Annotated in this window: 26 protein-coding genes; 11 read left to right on the top strand and 15 right to left on the bottom strand. The window is 68.8% G+C overall.

Translation table 11 applies throughout. The annotated features are described in order from the left end of the window. Both ACYX4P_RS08365 and guaB read right to left on the bottom strand, forming a co-directional pair. Window positions 1-402, bottom strand: a complete 402-nt coding sequence (locus ACYX4P_RS08365) for an MAPEG family protein (protein WP_248119683.1) — start codon at window positions 400-402, stop codon at window positions 1-3. Window positions 403-406: 4 nt separating this feature from the next. Continuing rightward, on the bottom strand, window positions 407-1,864 hold the full coding sequence (guaB, locus tag ACYX4P_RS08360; protein ID WP_248119681.1) for an IMP dehydrogenase: 1,458 nt from the start codon (window positions 1,862-1,864) through the stop codon (window positions 407-409). Window positions 1,865-1,989: 125 nt separating this feature from the next. Here guaB and ACYX4P_RS08355 point away from each other — a divergent pair, with 125 nt between their 5' ends. Further along, window positions 1,990-2,502: a DUF2061 domain-containing protein gene (locus ACYX4P_RS08355; RefSeq protein ID WP_476070245.1), complete on the top strand. Its 513-nt coding sequence runs from the start codon at window positions 1,990-1,992 to the stop codon at window positions 2,500-2,502. Between the two features lie 28 nt (window positions 2,503-2,530). Here ACYX4P_RS08355 and ACYX4P_RS08350 read toward each other — a convergent pair whose 3' ends face one another. After that, complete coding sequence (locus tag ACYX4P_RS08350; protein ID WP_409514513.1) at window positions 2,531-3,205, bottom strand: RlmE family RNA methyltransferase; 675 nt, start codon at window positions 3,203-3,205, stop codon at window positions 2,531-2,533. A 108-nt stretch (window positions 3,206-3,313) separates the two neighbouring features. Between ACYX4P_RS08350 and ACYX4P_RS08345 the strand changes: the two genes are divergently transcribed. The 3 genes from ACYX4P_RS08345 to ACYX4P_RS08335 all read left to right on the top strand — a co-directional run bounded on the left by ACYX4P_RS08345 (window position 3,314) and on the right by ACYX4P_RS08335 (window position 5,999). Continuing rightward, a complete protein-coding gene (locus ACYX4P_RS08345; RefSeq protein WP_248119675.1) occupies window positions 3,314-3,775 on the top strand; it encodes a peptidylprolyl isomerase in 462 nt (153 codons plus the stop codon). A gap of 72 nt (window positions 3,776-3,847) precedes the next feature. Next, a complete protein-coding gene (locus tag ACYX4P_RS08340) occupies window positions 3,848-4,945 on the top strand; it encodes a glycosyltransferase (protein ID WP_248119673.1) in 1,098 nt (365 codons plus the stop codon). Then, window positions 4,938-5,999 carry a glycosyltransferase family 4 protein gene (locus tag ACYX4P_RS08335; protein WP_292046804.1) on the top strand — a complete coding sequence of 354 codons (1,062 nt, stop codon included), beginning with the start codon at window positions 4,938-4,940 and terminating at the stop codon, window positions 5,997-5,999. The genes ACYX4P_RS08340 and ACYX4P_RS08335 overlap by 8 nt, the downstream gene beginning before the upstream one ends. Here ACYX4P_RS08335 and ACYX4P_RS08330 read toward each other — a convergent pair. The 7 genes from ACYX4P_RS08330 to ACYX4P_RS08300 form a co-directional block, all read right to left on the bottom strand. After that, window positions 5,939-7,147, bottom strand: a complete 1,209-nt coding sequence (locus ACYX4P_RS08330) for a glycosyltransferase (RefSeq protein ID WP_292046803.1) — start codon at window positions 7,145-7,147, stop codon at window positions 5,939-5,941. The two genes, ACYX4P_RS08335 and ACYX4P_RS08330, sit on opposite strands and share 61 nt — an antisense overlap. Then, entirely contained in the window at window positions 7,144-8,379 is a 1,236-nt protein-coding gene (locus ACYX4P_RS08325; RefSeq protein ID WP_248119668.1) for an O-antigen ligase family protein, read from the bottom strand. Before ACYX4P_RS08325 ends, ACYX4P_RS08330 begins: the two co-directional genes overlap by 4 nt. Continuing rightward, window positions 8,364-9,281, bottom strand: a complete 918-nt coding sequence (locus ACYX4P_RS08320) for a glycosyltransferase (protein ID WP_248119662.1) — start codon at window positions 9,279-9,281, stop codon at window positions 8,364-8,366. Before ACYX4P_RS08320 ends, ACYX4P_RS08325 begins: the two co-directional genes overlap by 16 nt. After that, complete coding sequence (gene glf, locus ACYX4P_RS08315; RefSeq protein ID WP_248119661.1) at window positions 9,278-10,426, bottom strand: UDP-galactopyranose mutase; 1,149 nt, start codon at window positions 10,424-10,426, stop codon at window positions 9,278-9,280. Before glf ends, ACYX4P_RS08320 begins: the two co-directional genes overlap by 4 nt. Next, on the bottom strand, window positions 10,410-11,642 hold the full coding sequence (locus tag ACYX4P_RS08310) for an oligosaccharide flippase family protein (protein ID WP_248119660.1): 1,233 nt from the start codon (window positions 11,640-11,642) through the stop codon (window positions 10,410-10,412). Before ACYX4P_RS08310 ends, glf begins: the two co-directional genes overlap by 17 nt. Window positions 11,643-11,761: 119 nt before the next feature. Beyond that, window positions 11,762-12,175 carry a DUF2177 family protein gene (locus tag ACYX4P_RS08305; protein WP_248119659.1) on the bottom strand — a complete coding sequence of 138 codons (414 nt, stop codon included), beginning with the start codon at window positions 12,173-12,175 and terminating at the stop codon, window positions 11,762-11,764. 10 nt (window positions 12,176-12,185) lie between these two features. Then, the gene (locus tag ACYX4P_RS08300) at window positions 12,186-13,211 is read right to left on the bottom strand and encodes an SAM-dependent methyltransferase (RefSeq protein ID WP_248119658.1); all 1,026 of its coding nucleotides are present in this window, start codon (window positions 13,209-13,211) and stop codon (window positions 12,186-12,188) included. A gap of 337 nt (window positions 13,212-13,548) precedes the next feature. On the opposite strand from ACYX4P_RS08300, the gene ACYX4P_RS08295 reads away from it, so the two are divergent. Beyond that, window positions 13,549-14,274, top strand: a complete 726-nt coding sequence (locus ACYX4P_RS08295) for a CoA transferase subunit A (protein WP_248119657.1) — start codon at window positions 13,549-13,551, stop codon at window positions 14,272-14,274. A gap of 2 nt (window positions 14,275-14,276) precedes the next feature. Further along, window positions 14,277-14,927: a 3-oxoacid CoA-transferase subunit B gene (locus tag ACYX4P_RS08290; RefSeq protein WP_248119656.1), complete on the top strand. Its 651-nt coding sequence runs from the start codon at window positions 14,277-14,279 to the stop codon at window positions 14,925-14,927. A 14-nt stretch (window positions 14,928-14,941) separates the two neighbouring features. On the opposite strand, the gene ACYX4P_RS08285 is transcribed toward ACYX4P_RS08290, so the two are convergent. Continuing rightward, the gene (locus tag ACYX4P_RS08285) at window positions 14,942-15,736 is read right to left on the bottom strand and encodes a hypothetical protein (protein WP_312571571.1); all 795 of its coding nucleotides are present in this window, start codon (window positions 15,734-15,736) and stop codon (window positions 14,942-14,944) included. A 73-nt stretch (window positions 15,737-15,809) separates the two neighbouring features. Between ACYX4P_RS08285 and trmFO the strand changes: the two genes are divergently transcribed. After that, window positions 15,810-17,216, top strand: coding sequence for a methylenetetrahydrofolate--tRNA-(uracil(54)-C(5))-methyltransferase (FADH(2)-oxidizing) TrmFO (gene trmFO / locus ACYX4P_RS08280; protein ID WP_248119653.1), 1,407 nt, complete (start codon window positions 15,810-15,812; stop codon window positions 17,214-17,216). On the opposite strand, the gene ACYX4P_RS08275 is transcribed toward trmFO, so the two are convergent. Further along, window positions 17,209-17,520, bottom strand: a complete 312-nt coding sequence (locus ACYX4P_RS08275) for a hypothetical protein (RefSeq protein ID WP_248119651.1) — start codon at window positions 17,518-17,520, stop codon at window positions 17,209-17,211. The two genes, trmFO and ACYX4P_RS08275, sit on opposite strands and share 8 nt — an antisense overlap. Before the next feature lie 65 nt (window positions 17,521-17,585). Next, a complete protein-coding gene (locus ACYX4P_RS08270) occupies window positions 17,586-18,791 on the bottom strand; it encodes an MFS transporter (RefSeq protein WP_248119649.1) in 1,206 nt (401 codons plus the stop codon). Between the two features lie 66 nt (window positions 18,792-18,857). Between ACYX4P_RS08270 and ACYX4P_RS08265 the strand changes: the two genes are divergently transcribed. Next, window positions 18,858-19,349, top strand: coding sequence for a MarR family winged helix-turn-helix transcriptional regulator (locus ACYX4P_RS08265; protein WP_248119647.1), 492 nt, complete (start codon window positions 18,858-18,860; stop codon window positions 19,347-19,349). Between the two features lies 1 nt (window position 19,350). On the opposite strand, the gene ACYX4P_RS08260 is transcribed toward ACYX4P_RS08265, so the two are convergent. Together ACYX4P_RS08260 and ACYX4P_RS08255 are read right to left on the bottom strand one after the other, a co-directional pair. Further along, window positions 19,351-19,998, bottom strand: a complete 648-nt coding sequence (locus ACYX4P_RS08260; protein ID WP_248119645.1) for a squalene/phytoene synthase family protein — start codon at window positions 19,996-19,998, stop codon at window positions 19,351-19,353. A gap of 2 nt (window positions 19,999-20,000) precedes the next feature. After that, on the bottom strand, window positions 20,001-20,942 hold the full coding sequence (locus tag ACYX4P_RS08255) for a polyprenyl synthetase family protein (RefSeq protein WP_374321720.1): 942 nt from the start codon (window positions 20,940-20,942) through the stop codon (window positions 20,001-20,003). A gap of 196 nt (window positions 20,943-21,138) precedes the next feature. Here ACYX4P_RS08255 and ACYX4P_RS08250 point away from each other — a divergent pair, with 196 nt between their 5' ends. The 3 genes from ACYX4P_RS08250 to tgt all read left to right on the top strand — a co-directional run bounded on the left by ACYX4P_RS08250 (window position 21,139) and on the right by tgt (window position 23,550). Further along, the gene (locus ACYX4P_RS08250; protein WP_248119641.1) at window positions 21,139-21,897 is read left to right on the top strand and encodes a tRNA1(Val) (adenine(37)-N6)-methyltransferase; all 759 of its coding nucleotides are present in this window, start codon (window positions 21,139-21,141) and stop codon (window positions 21,895-21,897) included. Window positions 21,898-21,964: 67 nt separating this feature from the next. Next, window positions 21,965-22,438 (top strand): hypothetical protein, encoded by a 474-nt coding sequence (locus ACYX4P_RS08245; protein WP_248119639.1) that lies wholly within the window; start codon window positions 21,965-21,967, stop codon window positions 22,436-22,438. Continuing rightward, window positions 22,435-23,550 carry a tRNA guanosine(34) transglycosylase Tgt gene (gene tgt, locus ACYX4P_RS08240; protein WP_248119826.1) on the top strand — a complete coding sequence of 372 codons (1,116 nt, stop codon included), beginning with the start codon at window positions 22,435-22,437 and terminating at the stop codon, window positions 23,548-23,550. The genes ACYX4P_RS08245 and tgt overlap by 4 nt, the downstream gene beginning before the upstream one ends. Window positions 23,551-23,581 lie beyond the last annotated feature (31 nt).

Below are 23,581 nucleotides of genomic sequence, written 5' to 3'. Positions count from 1 at the left end.
TCAGGCTTTCAGGAAAAACAGGGACGCCAGCACCATGACCAGTCCCGCAAGCGAGACCAGCCAGACCAGCGACCGAACATAGGGAACGCCAAAGGCGTAGAGCGGCACATAGACGACGCGCGCCCAGAAATAGAGCGCCGTCCCCCACAGGGTCAGGGGGCTTTCCGCACCGATAACATGGGCGATCAACACGGCGCCGATGAACAGCGGCAGGGTCTCGAACAGATTGGCCTGCGCGCGTTCCAGACGGCCGGTCAGCGGGCGCGTCGCCGCCGGCGTCGTGTCGCGAGCGCCTGCATTCCATTTCGAACCGAACTCGACCGTCCGCGCCCCCGCCGGCAGGAAGACCTGCACCAGCGCCAGGATCAGCGTCAGGGCCAGATAGGTCAGTTCGGTCGTCATGGCCTCAACCCTGTCTGTAGTTCGGCGCCTCGCGCGTGATCATCACGTCGTGGACATGGCTTTCCCGCAGGCCCGCGCCGGTGATGCGCACGAAGCGCGCGCGCTCCTGGAAGTCGGTGATCGTGCCCGCGCCGACATAGCCCATGGAGGCGCGAAGCCCGCCGACCAGCTGGTGCAGCACCGGCGCGATCGGCCCCTTGTAGGCGGTCTGGCCCTCGATGCCCTCGGGCACCAGCTTCTCGGACGAGACTTCCTTCTGGAAATAGCGGTCGGCCGAGCCGCGCGCCATCGCCCCGACCGAACCCATACCGCGGTACGACTTGTAGGACCGGCCCTGGTACAGGAAGACCTCGCCGGGGCTTTCGTCCGTGCCGGCGAACATCGAACCCATCATGGCCACATTGGCGCCGGCCGCGATGGCCTTGGCCAGATCGCCCGAATATTTGATGCCGCCGTCGGCGATGACCGAAGCGCCCGTGCCCCGGGCGGCGCGCGCCGCATCCATCACCGCCGTCAGTTGCGGCACGCCCACACCCGCCACGATGCGGGTGGTGCAGATGCTGCCTGGACCGATCCCCACCTTCACCGCATCGGCGCCGGCGTCGATCAGGGCGCGCGTCGCGTCATAGGTGGCCACGTTTCCGGCGATGACCTGCAGACGGTTCGACTCGCGCTTGATCCGCTCCACCACCTGGGCGACCGAGGCGGAATGGCCGTGGGCGGTGTCGATCACCACGACGTCCACGCCCGCCTCCGCCAGCGCCATGGCCCGCTCGTAACCGGCGTCGCCGACGGTCGAGGCGGCGCCGACCAGCAGGCGGCCCTGCTCGTCCTTGGCGGCGGTCGGGAAGGCCTGGGCCTTCTCGATGTCCTTCATGGTGATCAGGCCGACGGCGCGGTAATCCTCGTCCACCACGATGACCCGCTCGATCTTGCGGGTCCGCAGCAGTTCGCGCGCCTCTTCACGGCTGGCGCCCTCGCGCACCGTGATCAGGTCGCCCGTGGTCATCAGCGAGGCGGCCGTGACGTTCAGATCGCTCTCGAACCGCATGTCCCGGTGGGTCAGCATCCCGACCAGTTTTCCGGTCGCCGGATCGACGACGGGGAAGCCGGTGATCTTCTTGGCCTCGACGATCTGGCGCACCTCGCCCAGCGTCGTCCGGGGGCCGACCGTCACCGGATTGACCACCATTCCGCTCTCATAGCGTTTGACGGCGCGTACCTGATCGGCCTGCTCCTCGATGGTCATGTTGCGGTGCAGCACGCCCAGGCCGCCGGACTGGGCCATGGCGATGGCCAGTCGGCTTTCCGTCACCGTGTCCATGGCGGACGACAGCAGGGGGATGTTCAGTCTGATGTCGCGCGTCAGCTGGGTCGAGACATCGACCATCGCCGGCATGAACTCGGACGGGCCGGGTTCCAGCAAAACATCGTCGAAGGTCAGTCCTTCGCGTATCTCCATAGGGGAGTCTCCGTTTTGCGGGCCGCGTATAACGGGATGCGGGGGGGCGGGGCAAGGCCCGCGCTTATGACCGGGATAGATTTTATTGCTTTGCAACCGTAACGACGGCTCACCATTCTGATCGCATGGTCGGCGTGATCCTCAGCACAGCGCGAAAACTGGCGATGAAGATCGCCAGCTATGGGCTGATGCATCTGGTGGTGGCCATTCTGACCGCCTTCGTCATCACGCGCGACTGGCGCATCGCCCTGGCGGTCGGGGTTGTCGAGCCGATCTTCCAGACCCTGGCCTATTCCATCCACGACCGCGTCTGGCACCGCATCGAACGGCGTCGCCTAGCCTCGGGACTGGAAGAGGCGACCGAGGCCGTCGCCGCGCGTCTGGACGTCATGTCGCCGGACGAACAGGCGCGGGTCCACGATCACGCGGGCCACAGCCACGCCCTGCCCCGGTCGTTGCGGCAGATCGCGATGAAGACGCTGACCTACGGCGTCATGCATTTCACCGTGGCCGTGACCGTCGCCTTCGCCCTGACCCACGACATCCGCACGGCCCTGGCCATTGGCATGATCGAACCGCTGGTGCAGACGGGCTTCTTCACCTTGCACGATCGTATCTGGTCCCGGATCGAGGCCTGACGCGCCCAGGTGGCGGCCGCCTGAGGCCTCAGCGCTTATTCAGCGCCACCAGGAAGACCTCGGCGCTGTCCTTGCGGCTGGATGCGGGCTTGACGTACTTCACCGTCTCGAATTCCTCGCGCAGCCGCGCCAGAACCCCGCCGGCGTCTCCGCCCTGGAAGTTCTTGGACACGAAGTTTCCCCCCGGCCTCAGGGTGCGGATAGCGAAATCGGCGGCGATCTCGATCAGGGCGATGATCTTCAAATGGTCCGTCTGACGGTGACCCACGGTGTTGTGCGCCATGTCCGACAGCACCAGGTCCGGCCGCCCCCCGATGGCGTCGATCAATTGCTGATCCACGCCCGGATGGGTGAAGTCCGCCTGCAACAGGGTCGCGCCGGGGATCGGCTCGATCATCAGCAGATCCACGCCCGCTACCGCCCCGGCCCCGCGATCCAGCGCCACCTGGACCCACCCGCCGGGCGCGGCGCCCAGGTCGATGACCTTCGACCCCCGCTTGATCAGCCGGAAACGATCGTCGATCTCGATCAGCTTGAAGGCGGCGCGCGACCGCCAGCCCTCGGCGCGCGCCTTCTCGGACCATTTGTCCGACAGCTGGCGCTTGATCCACTGCTGGCTGGACATCGACTTGGTGTCGGCCGTCTTCATCTTCGTGCCCATGCCGCGCCCGGCTGCGGTCCCGCCCGTGGGGGGACGCACCATCCGTCGGCGCTCTTGGGGCTGTTCGTCGTCGCTCATCGTTCCCACATAGCCCCGACCGGCGTTGCGGGCTATGTCCCGCCTCAAATCAACCCCAAGAGGACGACCGAAATGGCCGACACCCTGACCTTCACCCTGGACACCGGCGACGGCGAAGCCCGCGACGTGGTCATCAAGCTGCGCCCCGACCTGGCCCCCGGCCACGTCGCCCGCATCACTGAACTGGCTTCGGAAGGCTTCTACGACGGCGTGGTCTTCCACCGCGTGATTCCGGGCTTCATGGCCCAGGGCGGCGACCCCACCGGCACCGGCACCTCGGGCTCCACCAAGCCGAACCTCAAGCAGGAGTTCTCGGCCGAGCCGCACGTGCGCGGCGTCTGCTCGATGGCCCGCACCTCGGACCCCAACAGCGCCAACTCGCAGTTCTTCATCGTCTTCGACGACGCCACCTTCCTGGATCGCCAGTACACCGTCTGGGGCCAGGTCGAATCGGGCATGGAACACGTCGACGCCCTGCCCAAGGGCGAGCCGCCGCGCGCCCCCGGCAAGATCATCAAGGCGACGGTCAACTAGGAATACAATCTTGACGTTTTCCGACGATGGCCTTCAGTTGCGAAACTGACCCATCGTCGGGGGACGGCTGGCGTGCGTATTCTTCAGGTCATCGAGCCGTCCAGCGGCGGCTCGGGACGCCATGTCATCGATCTGAGCGCCGCCCTGATCGACGCCGGCCATTCGGTCGCCCTGGCCTATTCGCCCCTGCGCGCGGAACCGCGTTTTGAGGCTGAGGTCGCGGACGTGCCTTTCACCGCCGTCGATCGACTGATCATGCGCCGCGCGGTCGGTCCTTGGGACGTTTCCGCCCTCAAGGCGCTGAACCGACTGATCGCCCGACGGGGGCCGTTCGAAATCCTGCACGGCCACAGCGCCAAGGCCGGGGCGGTTGTCCGTTTGGCCCAGGCGCCCGGCGCCGCCAGGATCTACACCCCCCATGCCCTGCCGATGATGGGCGCCGCCGGCTTGTCCAGGGTCGTGGCCGGCGCCGCGGAATGCGCCCTGGCCCACGCATCGACCGACGCCGTCGTCGCCGTCTCGACCGAGGAAGCGGCCGTGGCCCGCAAATGGGGCCTTCCGAACGACCGCCTGCACGTCGTGCCAAATGGTCTTGCCGCCCCTCCCCGGCCCGACCGCGCCGCCGCCCGCGGAACCATGGGCGCGCTGGATGACGCCCAGATCGTCGGCTTCGTCGGCCGCCTGTGTCGCCAGAAGGACCCAGTGCGCTTCGCCAGGGCCGTGCGGCTGGCCAAGCGGTGCAATCCCCGCCTGCTGGGCGTCATGATCGGGCAGGGCGATCTGGCGGCCGCCGTGGCGAGCGCGGGCGGCGCGGCCGTGCGCCTGCTGGGCGCGGCGGACGCGAACGGACTGATGGCCGGATTCGACCTGTTCGCCCTGACCAGCCGATACGAGGCCGACGCCTACGCCCTGATCGAGGCCGCCGCCCTGGGCCTGCCCATCGTCGCGACCGAGGTCGGCGGAACCAGCCGGCTGATGGCGGCCGGCGCGCGGATCGACCGCCTGCCCGTGGATGCGCCCGCCGAAGATCTGGCCCAGGCGATGCTGGCCGCCCTGGCTCGCCCGCCCAGGCTATGCGCGGCGGCGACCCTGCCCTCGGCCGCGCAGATGGCGGCGCAGACGGCGGACATCTATCGCCGAGCCTTCCAGCGGCGCCGACTGGGTGGCTGAACCCATCCTGATAAACGGGCGGTTCCTGACCCAGCCCCTCAGCGGCGTGCAGCGCTACGCTCGCGAGATCGTCCGCGCCCTGGACCGCCTGCCGCACGCCGGCCTTCGCTATCGGCTGATGGTCCCCAGCGGCGCCGATCCCCTGCCCCTGGACCGGATTCAGACATTCCGCCTGTCCGGCCCCGGCGGCCATCTGTGGGAGCAGGTCCGCCTGGCGGATGCGACGCACAGCCATCGCCTGCTGTCCCTGTGCGGCGCCGGGCCGGTTGGACATTCGCGCCAGCTGGTGGTGATCCACGACGCCGCAGTCTTTCGTCGCCCCGACCTGTTCAGACCCCGCTACGCCCTGGCGCATCGGATTCTGGATCGACGGCTGGCCAAACGAGCGCGACTGGCCACGGTCTCGCGGTTCTCCCAGGGCGAACTGGCGGCCGTGCTGAACCTGGCGCCCGACGCCATAGCCGTGGCGCCGAACAGCGCCGATCATCTGCGGAACATCCCGCCCGACACGCACATCCTGCGGGCGCTGGACCTGCTCGAACGCCGCTACTTCGTCGCCGTCGGCAATCTGACGCCCAACAAGAACCTCGCCGTCGCGGCCCGCGCCCTGATCCGTCTTCCCGATCCAGACCTGCGGCTGGTGTTCGTCGGGGCCCGCCTGACCGGCGTGGTCAGCGCCGCCCCGACGCCCGACGACCCGCGCGTAATTCTGGCCGGTCGCCGCACGGACCCGGAGGTCGCCGCCCTGCTGCGCGGCGCGGCGGGGCTGATCTTCCCCAGCCTGTACGAAGGTTTCGGCATCCCGCCGCTGGAGGCCATGGTTCAGGGCTGCCCCGTGATCGCCTCCGACATCCCGGCGACGAGAGAGGTCTGCGCCGACGCCGCTCTCTATTTCGACCCGACCGACGACGCCGCCCTGGCCGATCGGATGGGGACGCTGTTGAAAGGCCCGAACCCCGCGCGTATCGAAACGGGCCTACGCCGCGCCGACCTCTACAGCTGGTCCCGTTCGGCGGCCATCCTCGACGCCCTTCTGGACAGCACCTGGTCATAGAGCTCCAGATGGGCCTGAACCACCGCCGCCTGGGTCCAGCGCGGCGGTCGCGACGCGGCGAACCGCCAGCGTTCGGGCTCAGACATCGCCCCCTGCATCGCTCGCGCCAGGGCCGCGACATCGCCGGCTTCGATCAGCGCCAGCGCGCCGGCGCCGTCCGTCGCCTCGGGCAGGCCGCCGATACGCGAAGCGATCACGCCCCGCCCCTGCTGCACCGCCTCCGCCGCCGCCCTCCCGAACGGTTCGGCCCACAGCGCGGGCGCGACCAGCACATCCGCCATCGGCCAGAAATCGACGGCTTCGACCTGCCCCAGCCAGACGATGCGCGGATCGGGAAACCCGGTCCGAAGCCGCGCCACATAGGCCGGATCGCCGCGCCCCGCGATCCTCAGCCGCCAGTCTCCCTTCAACTGCGTCGTCGCGCGCAGCAGGGTTTCGATCCCCTTTTCCGGCTCGACCCGCCCCAGAAAGCCAAAGGTCAATCTCGGCTCCTGCGACCAGGCCGGCCGCCGGCTGGGCGTCGTCAGGGCCGCCGCATTGCCGATGACCGAGCCGGCGCTAGGCCGAAAATAGCCGGCGCTCCGATGCGCCTCCAGAACCGGGCCGCTCAGCCCGATCACATGATCGACCCCTTGCGACCGCGCCCGCTTGCCGGCCGTCAGGACGACGCACGACGCGCACCGCCGCGTGCAGCGCCGCCCCCGTCGAAACAGCGACGCCCGCGCGCACATCATCGACCAGTCCCGCAGCGTCTGGACCAGCGGCAGGCCCCGCCGCGCCGCCGCCCGGTGAACGGACTGCGAAAACCCGGTCGTCAGATGCAGATGGATCAGATCGGGCCGAACCTGCGCCACCACCTGGTCCACCCCGTCGTCCATCAGCGGATTGGCCGCCTCCAGCCCATGCCACAGCGCCCGTTTCGCCGCCGCGCGGGGCTCGCCGTCATAGGGCCAATACAGGTTCTTCAGCCGCCGCCGATGAACGGCGACGCCCCCGATGGTCTGCTTCGCGACATCGCTGGGCGACAGCGTCAGCACCGACGTCTCGACGCCCGCGGCCGCCAGACCCTGGGCCAGTTGCGCCACGCTGCGTTCGGCCCCGCCGACGTCCTCTGGCGGATACAGGGTGTTGACGATCAACACCCTCATGGCGGCGTCGCCCCTCGCCAGGCCAGGGCCGCGACCAGGCAACACAGAAAGACGAACCCCGCCCCCTGCGTCAGGTCCTCGGCGAACATCGCCGTCAGCAGATAGGCGGACAGCGGGGTGAAGACGTCCATCCGCGCCGCCGAAACCAGATGCAGCGCGAAAAGCACGACCGCCGCCGCCATCCCTACGGTCCGCGCCATGAACAGATAACCGTTATGACTGACCGACAGCGCGCGATCGGCGCCCATTTCCCGGGCCGTCGTCCAGCCCGCACCCCAGGGTCCTACCGCCACCTGATCCAGCGTGCGCCGCCAGGTCTCGACCCGGCCCGCCAGATTGTCCGCCAGCGCCGACCGGTCGAACCGCTCGGCGAAGCGCATGTCGTCCAGATCGGCGCCGCCTTGCAGCGTCAGCACGCCCGCGGCGACGACGCACAGCGCCAGCACCGCGCCCAGGACGTTGAACCGCTCGCGCCATCGCCAGCCCACCGCGATCCGGGCCAGCCAGGCGACGCCCGCCGCCGCCAGACCGGCCCGCGACAGCGTGCCCACGAACCCCGCCAAGGCCAGACCGACCCCCACCCAAGTCGCAACGCCCCGCGTCCACCGCCCCCGCGCCAGGGCGATCCCCGCCGGAACCGCCAGACCGATCATGGCCATGGCGGCGTTCGGATGTTCGGCCAGGGTGGTGATCCGCACCTGGGCCGCGACGGTCGTGACCATGGCGCGCGGCGAGGCCAGCCCGACAGCCTGCAACGCCTCGCGCCCGATCAGCAGCGACAGCCCCGACGTCGCCACATGAACCGCCGCGCCCGCCAGGACCGCCGCGAAGAACAACGGCCTGCACGTCGCATCCCGCACCAGCAGCCCTGCCACCGGCGGCGCGACCAGACTGGCGGCGATCCAGCGAAACCAGAAGGCGGCGTCCCCCGCATCGAACCCCGCCCCGATCGCCGACTGTTGAACCAGCAGCGTGACCGTCAGAACGAAGGCGGCGATCCACCCTATCGCGCGCAGCGGCCGCGTCATCCGCCTGAACTCCACCACGGCCATCGGCAACGCCGTCAAGAGCGCCAGATCGCCCAGGCGCGGGCCGCTGAGTGGTCCTGGCGTCAGAAACAAGGGCGCCGTCGTTCCCAGGCCCAGCAGGACCAGACACGTCCGCCCATAGGCCGCCCTGACCTGCGACCACCGCAGACCGCGCGCCCGCCCGGCCGCTACAACCCCGTGCAAAACTCGACCTCGGGATCGAAGCGCGCGCCGTCCAGGACTCCGGCGACCAGAACTCCAGCCTTCCGCCATCGCCCCCTCACCGCCAGGCCGCCCGCCATCCTCAGCCGCGACGCCGCATAGCGCAGCGCCGATCCCGCTCCTTCGTGCCTTCGTTTGGCCAGGATGACGTTGCGGGTCAGATAGCGGTGCAGCCGCTCGCGCTCGGCGTCAGGCTCGGTCTCGATGCTCAATCGCCCCGGTGCGGCGCGGACGTGGACCACCCGGCTGGCGGCCACCAGATGGCCTGGCCCGTCGCGCGACAGCCGCAGCGTATATTCCGTATCGTCGCCCCAGATGAACATCGGCGCCAGCGGCAGGCCGTTCCGCAGGACCGCCGCCCGCCCCACCATCAGGGACACGAAGGTCGCCTGCCGCACTGGCATCAACCCCCGATCCAGACGCTCGCCCCAGTCCGGATAGCCCAGGGCGTTCTCCCGCCGGTCGATCTCGGGCGTGTTGGTCAGATGCCCCTCAGGCGAGCGGACGCTGGAACACAGGAAGGCCGGCGACGCGCCGTCGCCGGCCAGCGACGCTTCCGCCGCCAGCAGGGCCTCCAGTGCGTCGGGCGCGGCCATCACGTCGTCGTCCATCAGCCACAGCCGCTCGGCGCCCCCCTGCATGGCGGCGCGCACCCCGGCGTTGAATCCGCCCGCCCCGCCGGTGTTGGTCGCCATCCGCACCACCGTCGCCCGTCCTGCCCAGGCGTCGGCCAGCATCTCGGCGGTGCCGTCGTCGCTGGCGTTGTCCACCACGATCAGGCCGTCGCACGGCCGCGTCTGGGCCGCCAGATGCGCCAGACACTGTTCCAACAGGGCGCGACGGTTCCATGTCACCACCACGGCGAAGACAGCCGGCGACCTCATGCCGCCATCCCCGCCACGGCCGGCGCCAGCGTCTTGTCGACCAGGCTCAGGGCCCGCCCCACCGCCTGGTCCATGTTGTAGTAGCGGAAGTCGGCCAGCCGTCCCGCGAACCACACCTTGCCCGCCAGCGTCCGCGCCATCGCCCGATAGTCGTCCGCCAGCCGCCCCGACGCCTCGCACAGGACCGGATAATGGGGTTCGGTCACGCCGGGCGCATGGGCCGTCGGATATTCGGTGACAAGGGCGGTCGTCGGGCCCGCCTCGTCCGTCAGATGGCGGAAATCGGTGACGCGGGTGAAGTCGGGCGCCTGCGGATGGTTGACCGTCCCGACCGGCAGGCCCTCGCGAACATCCACCGCCCTATGCGCGAACCGAACGCTGCGATAGGGCAAGGCGCCCGCCGACCGCCCGAAATAGTCGTCCAGCGGCCCGCAATAGACCATCCGGTCCCACGTCGCCGGCTCGACCCCCGCCATCGCCGTGTTCAGCGACACATGAATGTTCGGGTGATCCAGCAGCCGTTCGAACAGGGCCGAATAGCCGTCGCGCGGCATTACTTGATATCGGTCGGTGAAATAGCGGTCGTCCTCTCCCACCACCACCGGCACCCGGGCCAGGATCGAGGCGTCCAGCGCCCCGACCGGCACGCCCCACTGCCTGGCCGAATACGGGGCGAAGACCCTGTCGAACACATAGTCGGCGATGCGCCGCAGATCGGGATCATCGGCCGCCGCCCTCAGGTCGTGGATGGTCGGCCGGGCGTCGCGGCCGAACGCCTGCACCAGCCGCTCGGACAATCGCGCCGCCGTCGCCTCCGGGAACAGCAGCCGCAGGGAGGTCAGATTGAAAGGCAGCGGAACCAGCCGCCCGTCGATCCATCCCCGCACCCGATGCTCATAGGGTCGCCAGGCCGTGAAGCGGCTCAGATAGTTGAAAATCCGCGCGCTGTTGGTGTGAAAGACGTGCGGGCCATAGGGGTGGATCAGCCGCCCGCCTTCGTCGCGGCGATCATGGGCGTTGCCCCCGACATGATCGCGCCGGTCGATCAGCAGCACACGCTGATCCAGGCCGCGCGCCAGTCGCTCGGCCACGACGGCCCCGGTGAAGCCCGCCCCCACGACCAGCCAGTCATACCGACGCGACATGACGGCTCCGTGCGGGAAACAGCGCGGCCCAATGGCCTTTCAGGCACCCGACGCAGATCAGGACGACCACCGCCTCGCCCATGATCCTGGCCCAGGCCATGCCGGTCGCGCCGAACGCCGGAGCCAGAGACCACGCCGCCGCCAGGGTCGCCGCGCAACCCGCCGCCGTCATCGCCGCGAACCGGCCGTCCATCCTGAGCGAGGTCATCAGATGCAGGCCCATCACCTGGCTGACCGCCACCAGCGGCAGGGTCGCGGCCAGCAGCCGCAGGCTCGCCTCCGCCTCCACGAAGGCCGCGCCGAACAGGCCGCGCACCAGGATCGGGGCCCCCGCGATCAGGCCGATGCAGACAGCTGTCGACGCCGCAAAGGCGCTGGCCAGCGTCCAGCGGGCGGTGCGAAAGGCCGCGCCCGGATCATGGGTCAGCAGGCCGGCGATCCGAGGCGCGATCAGCCCCGCCAGCGGCCGCATCAGCGACCCGGCGGCCGAAACCAGCCGATCCGCGACCCCATACAGCGCCGCCTGCGCCGGGCCGGCCAGGGCGGCGACCGCGAACACCCCCGCTCCCGTGTAGGCCGCGATCACCGCGCGACTGAGGAACAGCGGTCCGCCGTCTTGCAACGCCCGGCCCACGGACGCCCGTGACGGCCACGCGATACGCTCGCGTCGCCAGACCCGCGCGGCGCCGACCGCCGCCCCGCTCCAGACGCCAGCCGCCTGTATCGCCAGCGCCCCCGCCACGCCCAGGCCCGGCGACGCCAGGATCGACAGGGCGGCCGCCAGCATGAAGCCGACCTCCAGCATCGCCATCGGCGCCGGATCCCGGACTCCCTGAAAATACCACAGCAGGCCGGCACCCTGCCCGACGCCCAGCAGGATGGCGATGGCCGTCGCCCCCGCCGCCCCGCTCAGCGCCGGGGTCAGGCTCGCCAGACACAGACCCGCACCGATCGCGGGCAGGATCAGCACCGCCCGCAAAACCACCGCCTCACCGATGATCCGGCCCCGGTCCGCACAGCCCGCCGCGATGTCGCGCGGGCCGGACACCGACAGACCGTAATCGACGATCACCGATACGATCAGCGCCAGCGACAGACCTGCCGCATAGACGCCGAACCCCTCGACCCCCAGCCTTCGCGTCAGGACCGGATAGATCAGCAGCGGCGCGGCGTACCGCGCGATGTGGGCGACATACAGCCAACCGGCGTCGGCCACGCTCCGCGCAGACAGCCCTCGCCGTCGGTTTCGCCCCACCTGTCGCCCCCGACACTCAACCCCGGCGCGACGTTACACACGCACCGCGTAGCCCCGCAAGTGCGACCCCGGCCTTGGGTTCAGCCGAACCGGCCCTCGGCCCAGCGCGCGGCGAAATAGCCGCCGGTCGCGGATGTCGCGGTCAGCACCGTGCCCCACATCAGGTCGATCACCGTCAGCCTCGTCTGCCACGCCGCCAGCGTCGCCTGGTTCGTGAGATCATAGGTCGCATAGGCCACGAACCCCAGCACCGCCCCGTTCAACGCCGCCCGCGTCCAGTTGCCGTCCTTCAGCGCGGGCGCGACGGCCAGATAGACCGTCCCGGCGATGGAGATCAGATAGAACAGCACCGCCGCCTTCATGTCTGGCCTGTCGGCCATGATCGGCCCCAGCACGGGCCGATACAGCCGGTCGGTCATGGTGGTCAGCCAGACGAAGTCGATGGCGGCGAAGGTCAGGCCGGCCCCCAGATAGGCCGCGACATATTTGATCATGCTCGTGTCCTCAAACAGGTTTCAGTCGGTAATGGCTGACCGCCCACGTCCGCCCTTCGTCGTTGCCGAACAGGCCGGCCGTCGCCAGGTAGAACCGCCGCCAGCGACGGGTCCACAGCCTGGCGTCGTCGCCATAGGTCTGGCGCATCAACACCGCGACCCGCTTGGCGTTCCGATCCATGTTGGCCAGCCAGTCGTTGGCCGTCCGGGCGTAATGGCCGCCGTTCCATGTCCATTCCTGCTCCACCGCGAACAGGTCGGGGAATTGCCGGATCAGGCCGTGGCTGGGCATGACGCCGCCGGTGAAGAAGTGCTGGGCGATAAAGTCGTCGCTGTCGGTATGGTCGAACCGATAGGGGGCTTCGCGGTGGGTGAAGACGTGAATGAACATCCGCCCGTCCGCCTTCAGCCAGCCGCGCGCCTTGGTCAGCAGGGCGCGCCAATTGGCCATATGTTCGAACATCTCCACCGAGACGATGCGGTCGAACCGCTGGTCGGTCTCGAAGGCGTTCATGTCGCGGGTGATGACCGTCAGATTGGTCAGGCCCCGTTCCGCCGCCTGGGCCTCGATATGGCCGCGCTGGCCGTGGCTGTTCGACACCGCCGTGATCCTGGCGTTGGGATAGGTCTCGGCCATCCACAGCGACAGCGATCCCCAGCCGCAGCCCATCTCCAGGATCGTCTGACCGTCCATCAGATCGGCATGGGCGCAGGTCTCGGCCAGCGCCGCCGCCTCAGCCTGATCCAGGGTTTCCGCGCCGGTCGGATACAGGCAGCAGGAATATTTCAGCCGTTCCCCCAGGCACAGCTGAAAGAACTCGGGCGGCAGTTCGTAATGCTGCTGGTTCGCCGCTTCCGTATGCTCGGCGATGGCGCGCTGAGCCATGTCTCGGGCGAACGCCGCCTCGTCATGCGGACTGTCGCGATCCAGCCGCTTCCTGGCCTCCGTCACCAGGCTGTCGATCGCCGGACGGGTGATGAAGTCGGGAAAGGGCGCATCCTGAAGCTGGCGAATGGCGACATTGGTCAAGTTCATCGGGCGTCCTTGGCGATCAGGCGAAGCTTGCAGGTCTCGGGGAATACGCCGCCTCGCCTCCGCCGGATGCATCCACCCTTGAACACGGCGCCCCCGATGCCGACATCAGGTCCGAAGCGGCGCGATTTCGGACCAAGTGCACACTTTGCACCCTGTTTTTTTGACGCCGATGCGGGGTGAATTCTGGACGAAGTGCACCAATTGCACCCTGTTTTTCACAAGGGGTGGGTCTGAAAATCGCGACACTCGATCCACGGCGCGACTTGCCCCCCGCCCGCCCCCGCGTTAGGCGTGGTCAACAGCCGATATTCACCAGGCGATGAAAAAAGGGAGAGCGATGGGAAAGATCTACGCTGACGTCACGTCCGCGCTTGAGGGGCTGACCTTCGACGGCATGACGGTCATGTCCGGCGGCTTCGGCCTGTGCGGCATCCCCGAGAACCTGATCGCCGCCCTGCGCGACAGCGGCGTGAAGGGCCTGACGGTCATCTCGAACAACGCAGGCGTGGACGGCTTCGGCCTGGGGCAGTTGCTGGGCACCCGCCAGATTGCGAAAATGATCTCGTCCTACGTCGGCGAGAACAAGGAGTTCGAGCGCCAGTATCTGGCCGGTGAGTTGGAGCTGGAGTTCAACCCTCAGGGCACCCTGGCCGAGCGCATCCGCGCAGGCGGCGCAGGCATCCCGGCCTTCTTCACCGCTACTGGCGTCGGCACTCTGGTCGCCGAAGGCAAGGAAGTGCGCGAGTTCGACGGCCGCAAATACGTCATGGAGACCGGCCTGGTCGCTGACCTGTCGATCATAAAGGCCTGGAAGGCCGACGAGCGCGGAAATCTGGTGTTCCGCAAGACCGCCCGCAACTTCAACCCGATGATGGCCACGGCTGGAAAGGTCACGGTCGTCGAGGTGGAGGAGATCGTTCCCGTCGGCTCGCTCGACCCCGACCACATCCACACGCCCGGCGTCTATGTCGACCGTCTGATCCAGACCGTGTCCGAAAAGCGCATCGAACAGCGCACAGTCCGTCAACGTGCCGCCGGCGCCGCCGCCGGATCGGAGGTCTGATCATGCCCCGCACCCGCGAACAACTCGCCGAACGCGCCGCCCGGGAACTGCAGGACGGCTTCTACGTGAACCTGGGCATCGGCATCCCGACCCTGGTGGCCAACTACATCCCCGAGGGCATGACCGTCACCCTGCAGTCCGAGAACGGCATGCTGGGCATGGGCCCCTTCCCCTATGAGGGCGAGGAAGACCCCGACCTGATCAACGCCGGGAAACAGACGATCACCGAGATCCCGGAGTCGTCCTACTTCAGCAGCGCCGACAGCTTCGCCATGATCCGCGGCGGCCACATCAACCTGTCGATCCTGGGCGCGATGGAGGTGGCCCAGAACGGCGACATCGCCAACTGGATGATCCCCGGCAAGCTGGTGAAGGGCATGGGCGGCGCCATGGACCTGGTCGCGGGCGTCAAGCGCGTGGTCGTGGTCATGGAGCACGCCAACAAGCACGGCCAGTCCAAGGTGCTGAAAGCCTGCACCCTGCCCCTGACCGGCGCCGGCGTCGTCAGCCGCATCATCACGGACCTGGCCACCTTCGACGTCAAGCCGAACGGCGCAGGTCTGGAGTTGGTCGAACTGGCCGAAGGCGTCACCCTGGACGAGGTCGCCGCCAAGACCGAGGCGGCCTATTCGGTCGCGGCCGGCCTCGCCTGATCGGACCAGCCGCCTCAGGCTGGGTCCTGGGGCGGCGTCCAGCCATCCAGCCTGCGATAGGCGGCGCCGACGAAGGCCATCGTCAGCGGCGCCTGGATTGCGGTCAGCACCACGACGAACACGACCCAGCCCGCCACGCCGGACAACAGGCCTGCGCCCCACAGCAGCACCAGGCCCATCTCGGGCGCGCCAGTCACGATCAGACCAGCCAGCAAAGACAGGAATGCCCCGCGCGCGATGGTCATGCTGTTCAGGGACACCATGTGGCCGCGCCCGACCGTCGCCGGCGCGAACAGCGACAGCCGCGCGCTGAAGGCCACAACTGCGAACAGGGCGAAGGCCGTGACGACCGCCAGCAGGGTCAGCTTCCAAGCCGGCCCGACCGCGCCCCACCGGCGCATCTCGATGGCCTGAGCGTTCAACTCGGCCATGCCGAACACCGCCAGCAGGACCAGGGCGACGACCGACAGGATCATGGCCATGAACACCGCGCACAGCAGGCCCGCGCCCAGCAGTCGCATCTCCGGCCGCCCGAACTGCAACCCCGCTGGCCCCAGACCCAGCCCGCGCGCCTGCATCAGGTCATCGGCGATCGAAATCCGCGCCAATGCGCCGACCAGCGCCAGCGTCCCGGCCAGAGCGAACGGCGCCCAGACCAGCCCCGCCATGCCCGCCGCGAGCGGCTGGACGCCCCAGACCACGGCCGCCAGCAGGATCGCGCCCCAGGCGCCCCGCCAAAGCCGAGGCAGGGCCGATCCCGCCGCCGACAGCGTCTCGCCCAGTCGCAGAATCCGACGTCCGTCCAACACCCGCCCCCGATTGCCGGCGGCGGATATAGCAGGGGACCATGACACCGCGCCAGCCAGTGGCTAGAAGGCCGCGATGACCGCTTCCTCCCCCTCCCCCTCGCTCATTCACGTCATCGGCGGCGGCCTGGCCGGCTCCGAGGCCGCCTGGCAGATCGCCCAGGCCGGCGTGCCCGTCATCCTGCACGAGATGCGCGGCGTCCCCGGCGTCAAGACCGACGCTCACCACACCGATGGCCTGGCGGAGTTGGTCTGCTCCAACTCCTTCCGATCCGACGACTGGGAGTACAACGCCGTGGGTCTGCTGCATGCCGAGATGCGGGCGCTGGATTCGATCATCATGGCCTGCGGCGACGCCCATCAGGTGCCGGCCGGCGGCGCCCTGGCCGTGGACCGCGAGGGCTTTTCCGCCGCCGTGACCTCCAGGCTGGAGGCCCATCCTCTCGTCACCATCGTCCGAGAGGAGATCGCGGGCCTGCCGCCGACGGACTGGGACAATGTCATCGTCGCGACCGGCCCCCTGACCTCGCCCGCCTTGGCCGAGGCCATCCTGAAGGCGACCGGCGAGGAGTCCTTGAGCTTCTTCGACGCCATCGCCCCCATCGTCCACGCCGACAGTATCGACTTCGACATCGCCTGGCGTCAGTCGCGTTATGACAAGGAAGGCCCCGGAGGGGACGCCGCCGCCTACGTCAACTGCCCGATGGACAAGGCCCAGTACGACGCCTTCATCGACGCCCTGCTGGACGGGCCCAAGGCGGAGTTCAAGGACTGGGAAAACGTCCCCTATTTCGACGGCTGCCTGCCCATCGAGGTCATGGCTGAGCGCGGGCGCGAGACCCTGCGCCACGGCCCGATGAAGCCTGTCGGCCTGACCAATCCGCGCGACCCGACGGTCAAGCCGCACGCCATCGTCCAGCTGCGTCAGGACAATGCCCTGGGCACCCTGTTCAACCTGGTCGGCTTCCAGACCAAGCTGAAACATGGGGCGCAGGCCGAGACCTTCCGCATGATCCCGGGGCTTCAGAACGCCCAGTTCGCGCGTCTGGGCGGCCTGCACCGCAACACCTATCTGAACAGCCCCCAACTGCTGGACAAGCAGCTGCGCCTGAAAGCCATGCCGCGCCTGCGCTTCGCCGGTCAGGTGACGGGGGTGGAGGGTTATGTCGAAAGCGCCTCCATGGGCCTGCTGACCGGCCGCCTCGCCGCCGCGCAGGCGCTGGGTCGCGACCTGTCCGCCCCGCCGCCCGAAACCGCCATCGGCGCCCTGGTCGAACACATCACCGGCGGCCATCTGGAAGGCGCAAAGTTCCAGCCGATGAACATCAACTATGGCCTGCTGCCGCCGCTGGAGGCGCCCAAGGTCGACGAGGACGGCAAGCGCATCCATCCCAAGGAACGCGGCCGCGCCAAGAAGCGGCTGATGAGCATTCGCGCGATGGAAAGCCTGAAAGCCTGGCGCGACGCAGCGGTCTCTAGTTAATGATTGAGACTAAGCCTGAAATGATCACCAACAGCAACGGCGCAATGGCGATCATTATGGCGACGCGATAACGTCGTAAAATAAAAGTCACCCACCCTGCCAGCGGACAGACCAGTAGTAGAACGTAGAAGATCACGAAAACGAGTGACGAACCGAACCTTTCGCCTTTTTCGAGATCGTCCAACGCGAAAAGCACGGCAAGCGACGCGACATATGTTCCAAACAGCCCGAACAAGGTCGCGACCGCGAGAATGACAAGCGCTGGATTTCGCCAGTAATCCCGAGAATAGGGCGCCATCGCCAAATGCTTGTCCCATCGTTTAGAGGTCTCGCACTACTATTCACGTTGTCTAAAGGCGAACAAGCCCTTCAGCGCAGCTTGGGCAGGCCCGGCCGGAAGCCCAGCGTCATCACGCCCAGCAGGACCACGCCGACGCCCATCAGCACCCAGGCCTGGGTCAGGTCGGCCATGTGATCGCGCAGCAGGCCGGCGCCCAGCGGCGACAGGCTGGCGATGATGTATCCGCCGCCCTGGACGAAGGCCAGCAGGTCGCCCGACCGCGCGGGATCTTCGATCTGATCCATCGCCAGGATCAGGCTGAGCGGGAAGATCGCCCCGATCCCCAGGCCGAGGACCAGCACCACCGGAACCGCCAGGCTGATCGGTGCGACCACCAGCCCCGCCAGACCCAGCAGGGCCAGGACCAGCGCCGTCAGGATCGGTCCGCGTCGATCCGGGAAGCGGCCGATGGTCATCGACACCAGCAGGCCCGCCGCGACCTCTGCGCCGGTCATGCCGCTGAGCAGATAGCCGGCCGTGGCCCGGGGCTCGCCCAGGTCGATGTAGAAGGGCGGCAGCCAGGCCAGCACCAGCGTATAGGCCGACGTCCCCAGCCCCATGATCAGGATCAGCCGCCACGCCCGCCCCTGACGCCAAAAAGGCAGTTCCGGGTCCGTGGCCTCGACCAGGGCCGCGCGGTTCGGCTCCTCGGCCGCCGGATCGCGCGACGCCGCCAGCCAGATGATCGCGGCGACGAAGGCTGGCACGCTCCAAAGCGCCAGCGTCCCGGCCCAGCCGACCGTTTCGGCCAAACCCGCCGCTGTGGCCGCCGCGATCGCCGCGCCGCCCATGATGCCGGTCGTGTATAGCGCCATGACCGTGCCGAACCGGGCAGGAAAGGCCCGTTTGATGACGACCGGCGCCAGGGCCTGGATCAATGCGACGCCGACGCCGACGACCGCCGCGCTGGCGATCAGCCCCGCCGTATCTTTGAGCGTAACCCGCACCAGACAGGCCCCGCCGATCAGCAGCGCGCCCAGCAGGACCCCGCGCCGCTCACCCAGCCGCCGCCGCAGGGGCCGGATCGACAGAGCGCCCAGACCGATCATCAGAACCGGCAAGGTGGTCAGCAGGCTGGCGGCGGTCGAACCCATGCCCGTCGCCCGTTCGATCAGGTCCAGCAAAGGTCCGACCGCCGCCATCGCCGGACGCAGGTTCAGCGCCAGGGCCACGATGGCCGCCAGCAACAGCAGCGACGCGCCGCGCGTCGGCGCGGCGCCGGATCGTACGCTCATGGTCAAGACTCCCACTGGAATTCGCGTTAGTCTCTCGACCTCAAGTATCTCGATGTCAAGATAACCATGCCCGACAGAGCTTCTCGCGCCGCCGCCCAATGGGCTGTGCAACGCCCCGATCTGGATATGCTGCCGATGGAGGTGCTGGGCCGGCTGAACGAGGCGTCGCACCTGGTGATCCGCGAGCGTCAGACACCGTTATTCGCGCGCCACGGCCTGCAGCATGGCGAGTTCGACGTCCTGGCCACGCTGCGTCGCTCGGGAGAGCGCGACGGCCTGACGCCGACCGCCCTGTTCGAGGCGGCGATGATGTCTTCGGGCGGCATGACCGCGCGGATCGACAGGCTGGAGAAGGCGGGCCTGGTCGAGCGTCGTCCGCATCCCAGCGACCGACGCGCCACGCTGGTCCGCCTGACGGACAAGGGCTTCGCCCTGATCGACGCCATCATGCCCAGCCATCAGGACACGGCGCAAGAGGCGCTTTCGGGTCTGTCTGTCGAGGAACAGAAGACGCTGAACGTCCTGCTGGCGCGCCTGATCGCCGGGCTGAACGGCTAGGTCAGATACGCCCCCGAAGCACAGCCCAAAGCAGGCGCAACCGCTTCAACGGCTCGGGCCGTTCGGGGTCGGCCAAGGCGGCGTGGGCCACGGCGGGGAAGCCGACGGGCGGGAGGCGCTTCAAAGCCGCATTGGCCGTGGATCGCAGGGCGGTCGCCTCTTGGCCCCGGCCCGTCTGCGTCAGGCCCCGGACACGGCCCGCATCCGCGACGGCCGCGTCATGGCCCTCGCCCGCCAGGATACGCACCCCGACCTGCATCGGCCCGACGTAGAAGGCGTCCAGGTCGTGCGGCTCTTCGCGCACGCGCCCGATATGGGCCTCGATCAGCGCGTCGAACGGCGCGCGGTCCAGGCCGTGACGCGCAACCAGATCGGTCAGGGCCTCCAGCACCGGATGGCCTTTGCGCGGCGCGCCTGCGAAGACGCCGTCCATCTGTTCCGCCCACCAGGTGTAGCGCATCTCGGCCAACAGCGGCTGGGTCACGCGGGTCGGTATGGCCATCAACTCGGCCTCGAAGGCGTAGAGCGTGATCAGGTCGGCGCGCGCGGCGGGCTGCGCGACCAGGCGGCTGGACAACCAGCGATCCTGATCGGCGGCGCGGACCTGCTGGTCCAGGGTGTCGGCGGGGGCCGGGGCGGCTTGGGTCACGGTCAGGCCGCGCGCGACACCGCGAAATCGGCCAGGTCCTCCAGCGCCGCGCGCCAGTCGCCGGCGGGCAGGACCGACAGGGCGGCCTTGGCGGCGTCGGCGTATTCGCCGGCCAGATCCAACGTCGCGCCGATGGCGCCCGAGCCCACCACCAGTTCGCGGGCGCGGGCGAAATCCTCGGGTGTGCGTTCGCCCTTGGTCACGGTGCGATCCCAGAAAGCGTCCTCGCGCCCCCTGGTGCGGGCGACCGCCAGCAGCAGCGGCAAGGTGGCCTTGCCCTCGTTGAAGTCGTCGCCGGCGTTCTTGCCCAGGGCCTCGGCCGTGGCGCCGTAATCCAGAGCGTCGTCGGCCAGCTGGAAGGCGATGCCCAACGCCATGCCGTAATCGCGCATCGCCGTGACGGCCTCGGCCGAAGCCCCGGCCCCGACCGCGCCCGCCTCGGCGGCGGCGGCGAACAGTTCGGCGGTCTTGGCCGAGATGATCTGCAGATAGGTGGCCTGGTCCAGGTTCAGGTCATGGGCGCGCGTCAACTGCAGCACCTCGCCCTCCGAAATCACGCGCGACGCCGAGGCCAGAATACCCAGCGCCCGAAGCGAATCCGTCTCGACCATCAGCTCGAAGGCGCGGGCGAACAGGAAATCGCCGACCAGGACGCTGGTGGGCGCGCCCCAGATCAGATGGGCCGCGACCTTGCCGCGACGCAGTTCCGACGCATCGACGATGTCGTCGTGCAGCAGGGTGGCGGTGTGGATGAACTCCACCGCCGCGGCCAGCTTCTTGGGCGACAGAATCTCATCGGCGGCGCCCGCCGCGCGCGCGGCGGCGACGGTCAGCAGGGGACGCAGGCGCTTGCCGCCGGCCGACACCAGATGCTCGGCCAGCTTGGGTATGATCGGCACGTCCGACTGCATCCGATCCAGGATCAGCGCGTCCACGGCGGCCATGTCGCGCTCGGCCAGCCGGACAAGAGCGTTGACGTCGCCCTTGGAGCGGGGAGCGGCGGCGAGAGCGACTTCCAAGAGATACTCTTTCACTGGCGCGGCGGACCGCGTCGAAGGATTAGGCGGCCGGTTCGACTTGCCCCGGCGCACTGCGGCGCACAATGATGTTCGCCCCCTTGAGGGTCAAGGAGATTGAGGCTTGAACGCGGTCGAAACGACGCCGCCGCAGATCGTGGAGAACGGCCTGCTGAACGGACGGGTGCGGTTGCGCCAGCCCGCGCGCGGCTATCGCGCCGGCATGGACGCGGCCCTGCTGGCGGCCGCCGTTCCGGCCCTGCCGGGGCAGACGGTGATCGAGGCCGGCTGCGGCGCGGGCGCGGTTCTGATGCAGATCGCGGCGCGACGACCGGGCGTGCGGCTTATGGGGATCGAGCGCGATCCGGCCATGGCGGCACTGGCGGTCGAGAACGCGGCCCTCAACCGCGTGGCGGCGACGACCACGATCCACCCCGGCGACGTGGCGGCGGGCTTTCGGGCGTTGAACGCGGCGCCAGGCGACTGGGCCGTGTCCAATCCGCCCTTCTTCGACGACCCCGCCGGCCTGCGCGCCCCTGCCGAGGGCAAGCGCGGCGCCTGGATGGCCGAAGACGGGCTGAAAGCCTGGACCGGCTTTCTGCTGAAGGCGGTGCGCGAGGGCGGGCGGATCGTGGTGATCCACCGCGCGGATCGGCTGGCGGACCTGTTGGCCCTGCTCGGCGACAAGGCGGGATCGTTCGCCATCCGGCCCATTCATCCGTTTGCGGACAAACCGGCGAAGCGGGTGCTGGTCCAGGCGATCAAGACCGGACGGGCGCCGCTGCGCCTGCTGCCGCCCTTGGTGCTGCACGACCGAGAGGGCGGCAAACACAGCCCCCAAGCCGAGGCGATCCTGCGCGGCGAGACGGCCCTGGATTGGTGAGCCGGGTGGTCATTCGCCGCCAGACCTCCTAAATGCGCCCTCCCCTTCAGCAGAAAGACTATCCGACGTGCCCGCCGATCATTTGCCCGACGACCTCAAGGAAGGCCTGATCGCCGTCGGAGAGGCCGCGCGCGACCTGAAGTCGCCGTGGTGGATCTTCGGCGGGGCGGCCATGGCGCTATACGGCCTGGACGAGATCCATGTGCCCGACATCGACGTGCTGTGCGCGCCGCGCGACGCCCGCGCCCTGCTGGCGTCGCTGGACGGTCATGTGGTGGCCGATCCTGGCGAGGGCCTGTTCCGATCCGCCGTGTTCGGCCGCGCGCCGGACCAGCCGATCCTGATCGAGGTGATGGCCGGACTGGAGGTGCGCGACGGCGGCGACTGGGCGCCGGCCGCCTTCGCCTCGCGCCGTCAGGTCTTTGTGGAGGACACGGCGCTGTTCGTGCCCGATGTCCGGGATCACATCGCCCTTTACCGCCTGTTCGGCCGCCCCAAGGACCTGGCGCGCGTCGAGCAGCTTGAACGACTGATCGCCTGATGCCCTTACCGTTTGAGATTTCCGCCACCGAGGGCCGCGCCCGCACCGGCGTGCTGAAGACGTCGCGCGGCAACATCCGCACCCCCGCCTTCATGCCGGTCGGCACCGCCGCGACGGTCAAGGCGATGACGGTGGATCAGGTCAAGGCGACCGGCGCCGACATCCTGCTGGGCAACACCTATCACCTGATGCTGCGTCCCGGCCCCGAGCGGATGGAGCGCTTGGGCGGCCTGCACAGGTTCATGGGCTGGGACAAGCCGATCCTGACCGACAGCGGCGGTTTCCAGGTCATGTCCCTGGCCGGGATTTCCAAGGTGAAGGAGGAGGCCGTGACCTTCTCCAGCCACATCGACGGCTCCAAACACGTCCTGACGCCGGAACGCTCCATCGAGATTCAGGCCGACCGTATCGGCGCCGACATCTCCATGCAGTTGGACCAGTGCGTCGCCTATCCGGCGGAGAAGGACGCGGCCCGAAAGGCGATGGAGCTGTCGATCCGCTGGGGCGCGCGCTCCAAGGCGCGGTTCGGTGCGCGCGAGCATCAGGCCCTGTTCGGCATCCAGCAGGGTTCGACCTTCGAAGACCTGCGTCGTCAATCGTCCGAACAGCTTCAGGAGATCGGCTTCGACGGCTACGCCATCGGCGGCCTGGCCGTGGGCGAAGGCCATCAGGCGATGTGCGAGGTGCTGGATTACGCGCCCGAGTTCCTGCCTCAGGACCGCCCCCGCTATCTGATGGGCGTGGGCAAGCCGGTCGATCTGGTCGAGGCCGTCTATCGGGGCGTCGATATGTTCGACTGCGTCCTGCCGACCCGCGCCGGGCGCCACGGTCAGGCCTGGACCTGGGACGGCCCGCTGAATCTGAAGAACGCCCGCTTCGCCGAGGATCAGGACCCGCTGGATCCGACCATCGACGGGCCGTCGTCGCAGTATTCAAAAGCCTATCTGCACCACCTGATCCGCGCCGACGAAATCCTAGGAAAGGTGCTGCTCAGCTGGCACAACATCGCCTTCTATCAGGCCCTGACGGCGGCCATGCGGGCGGCGATTGCCGAAGGCCGGTTCGAGGCCTTCCGCCGCGACTTCCATTCGCGGCATACGTCGAACGGATAGACGCCCTGTTCTAAACCGTCATCCTCAGGTC

Source organism: Brevundimonas sp. ABV4_179 (genome assembly GCF_056311945.1).
The sequence above is the reverse complement of the archived record's forward strand: the minus strand, read 5'-3'. Positions and strand labels throughout refer to the sequence as shown.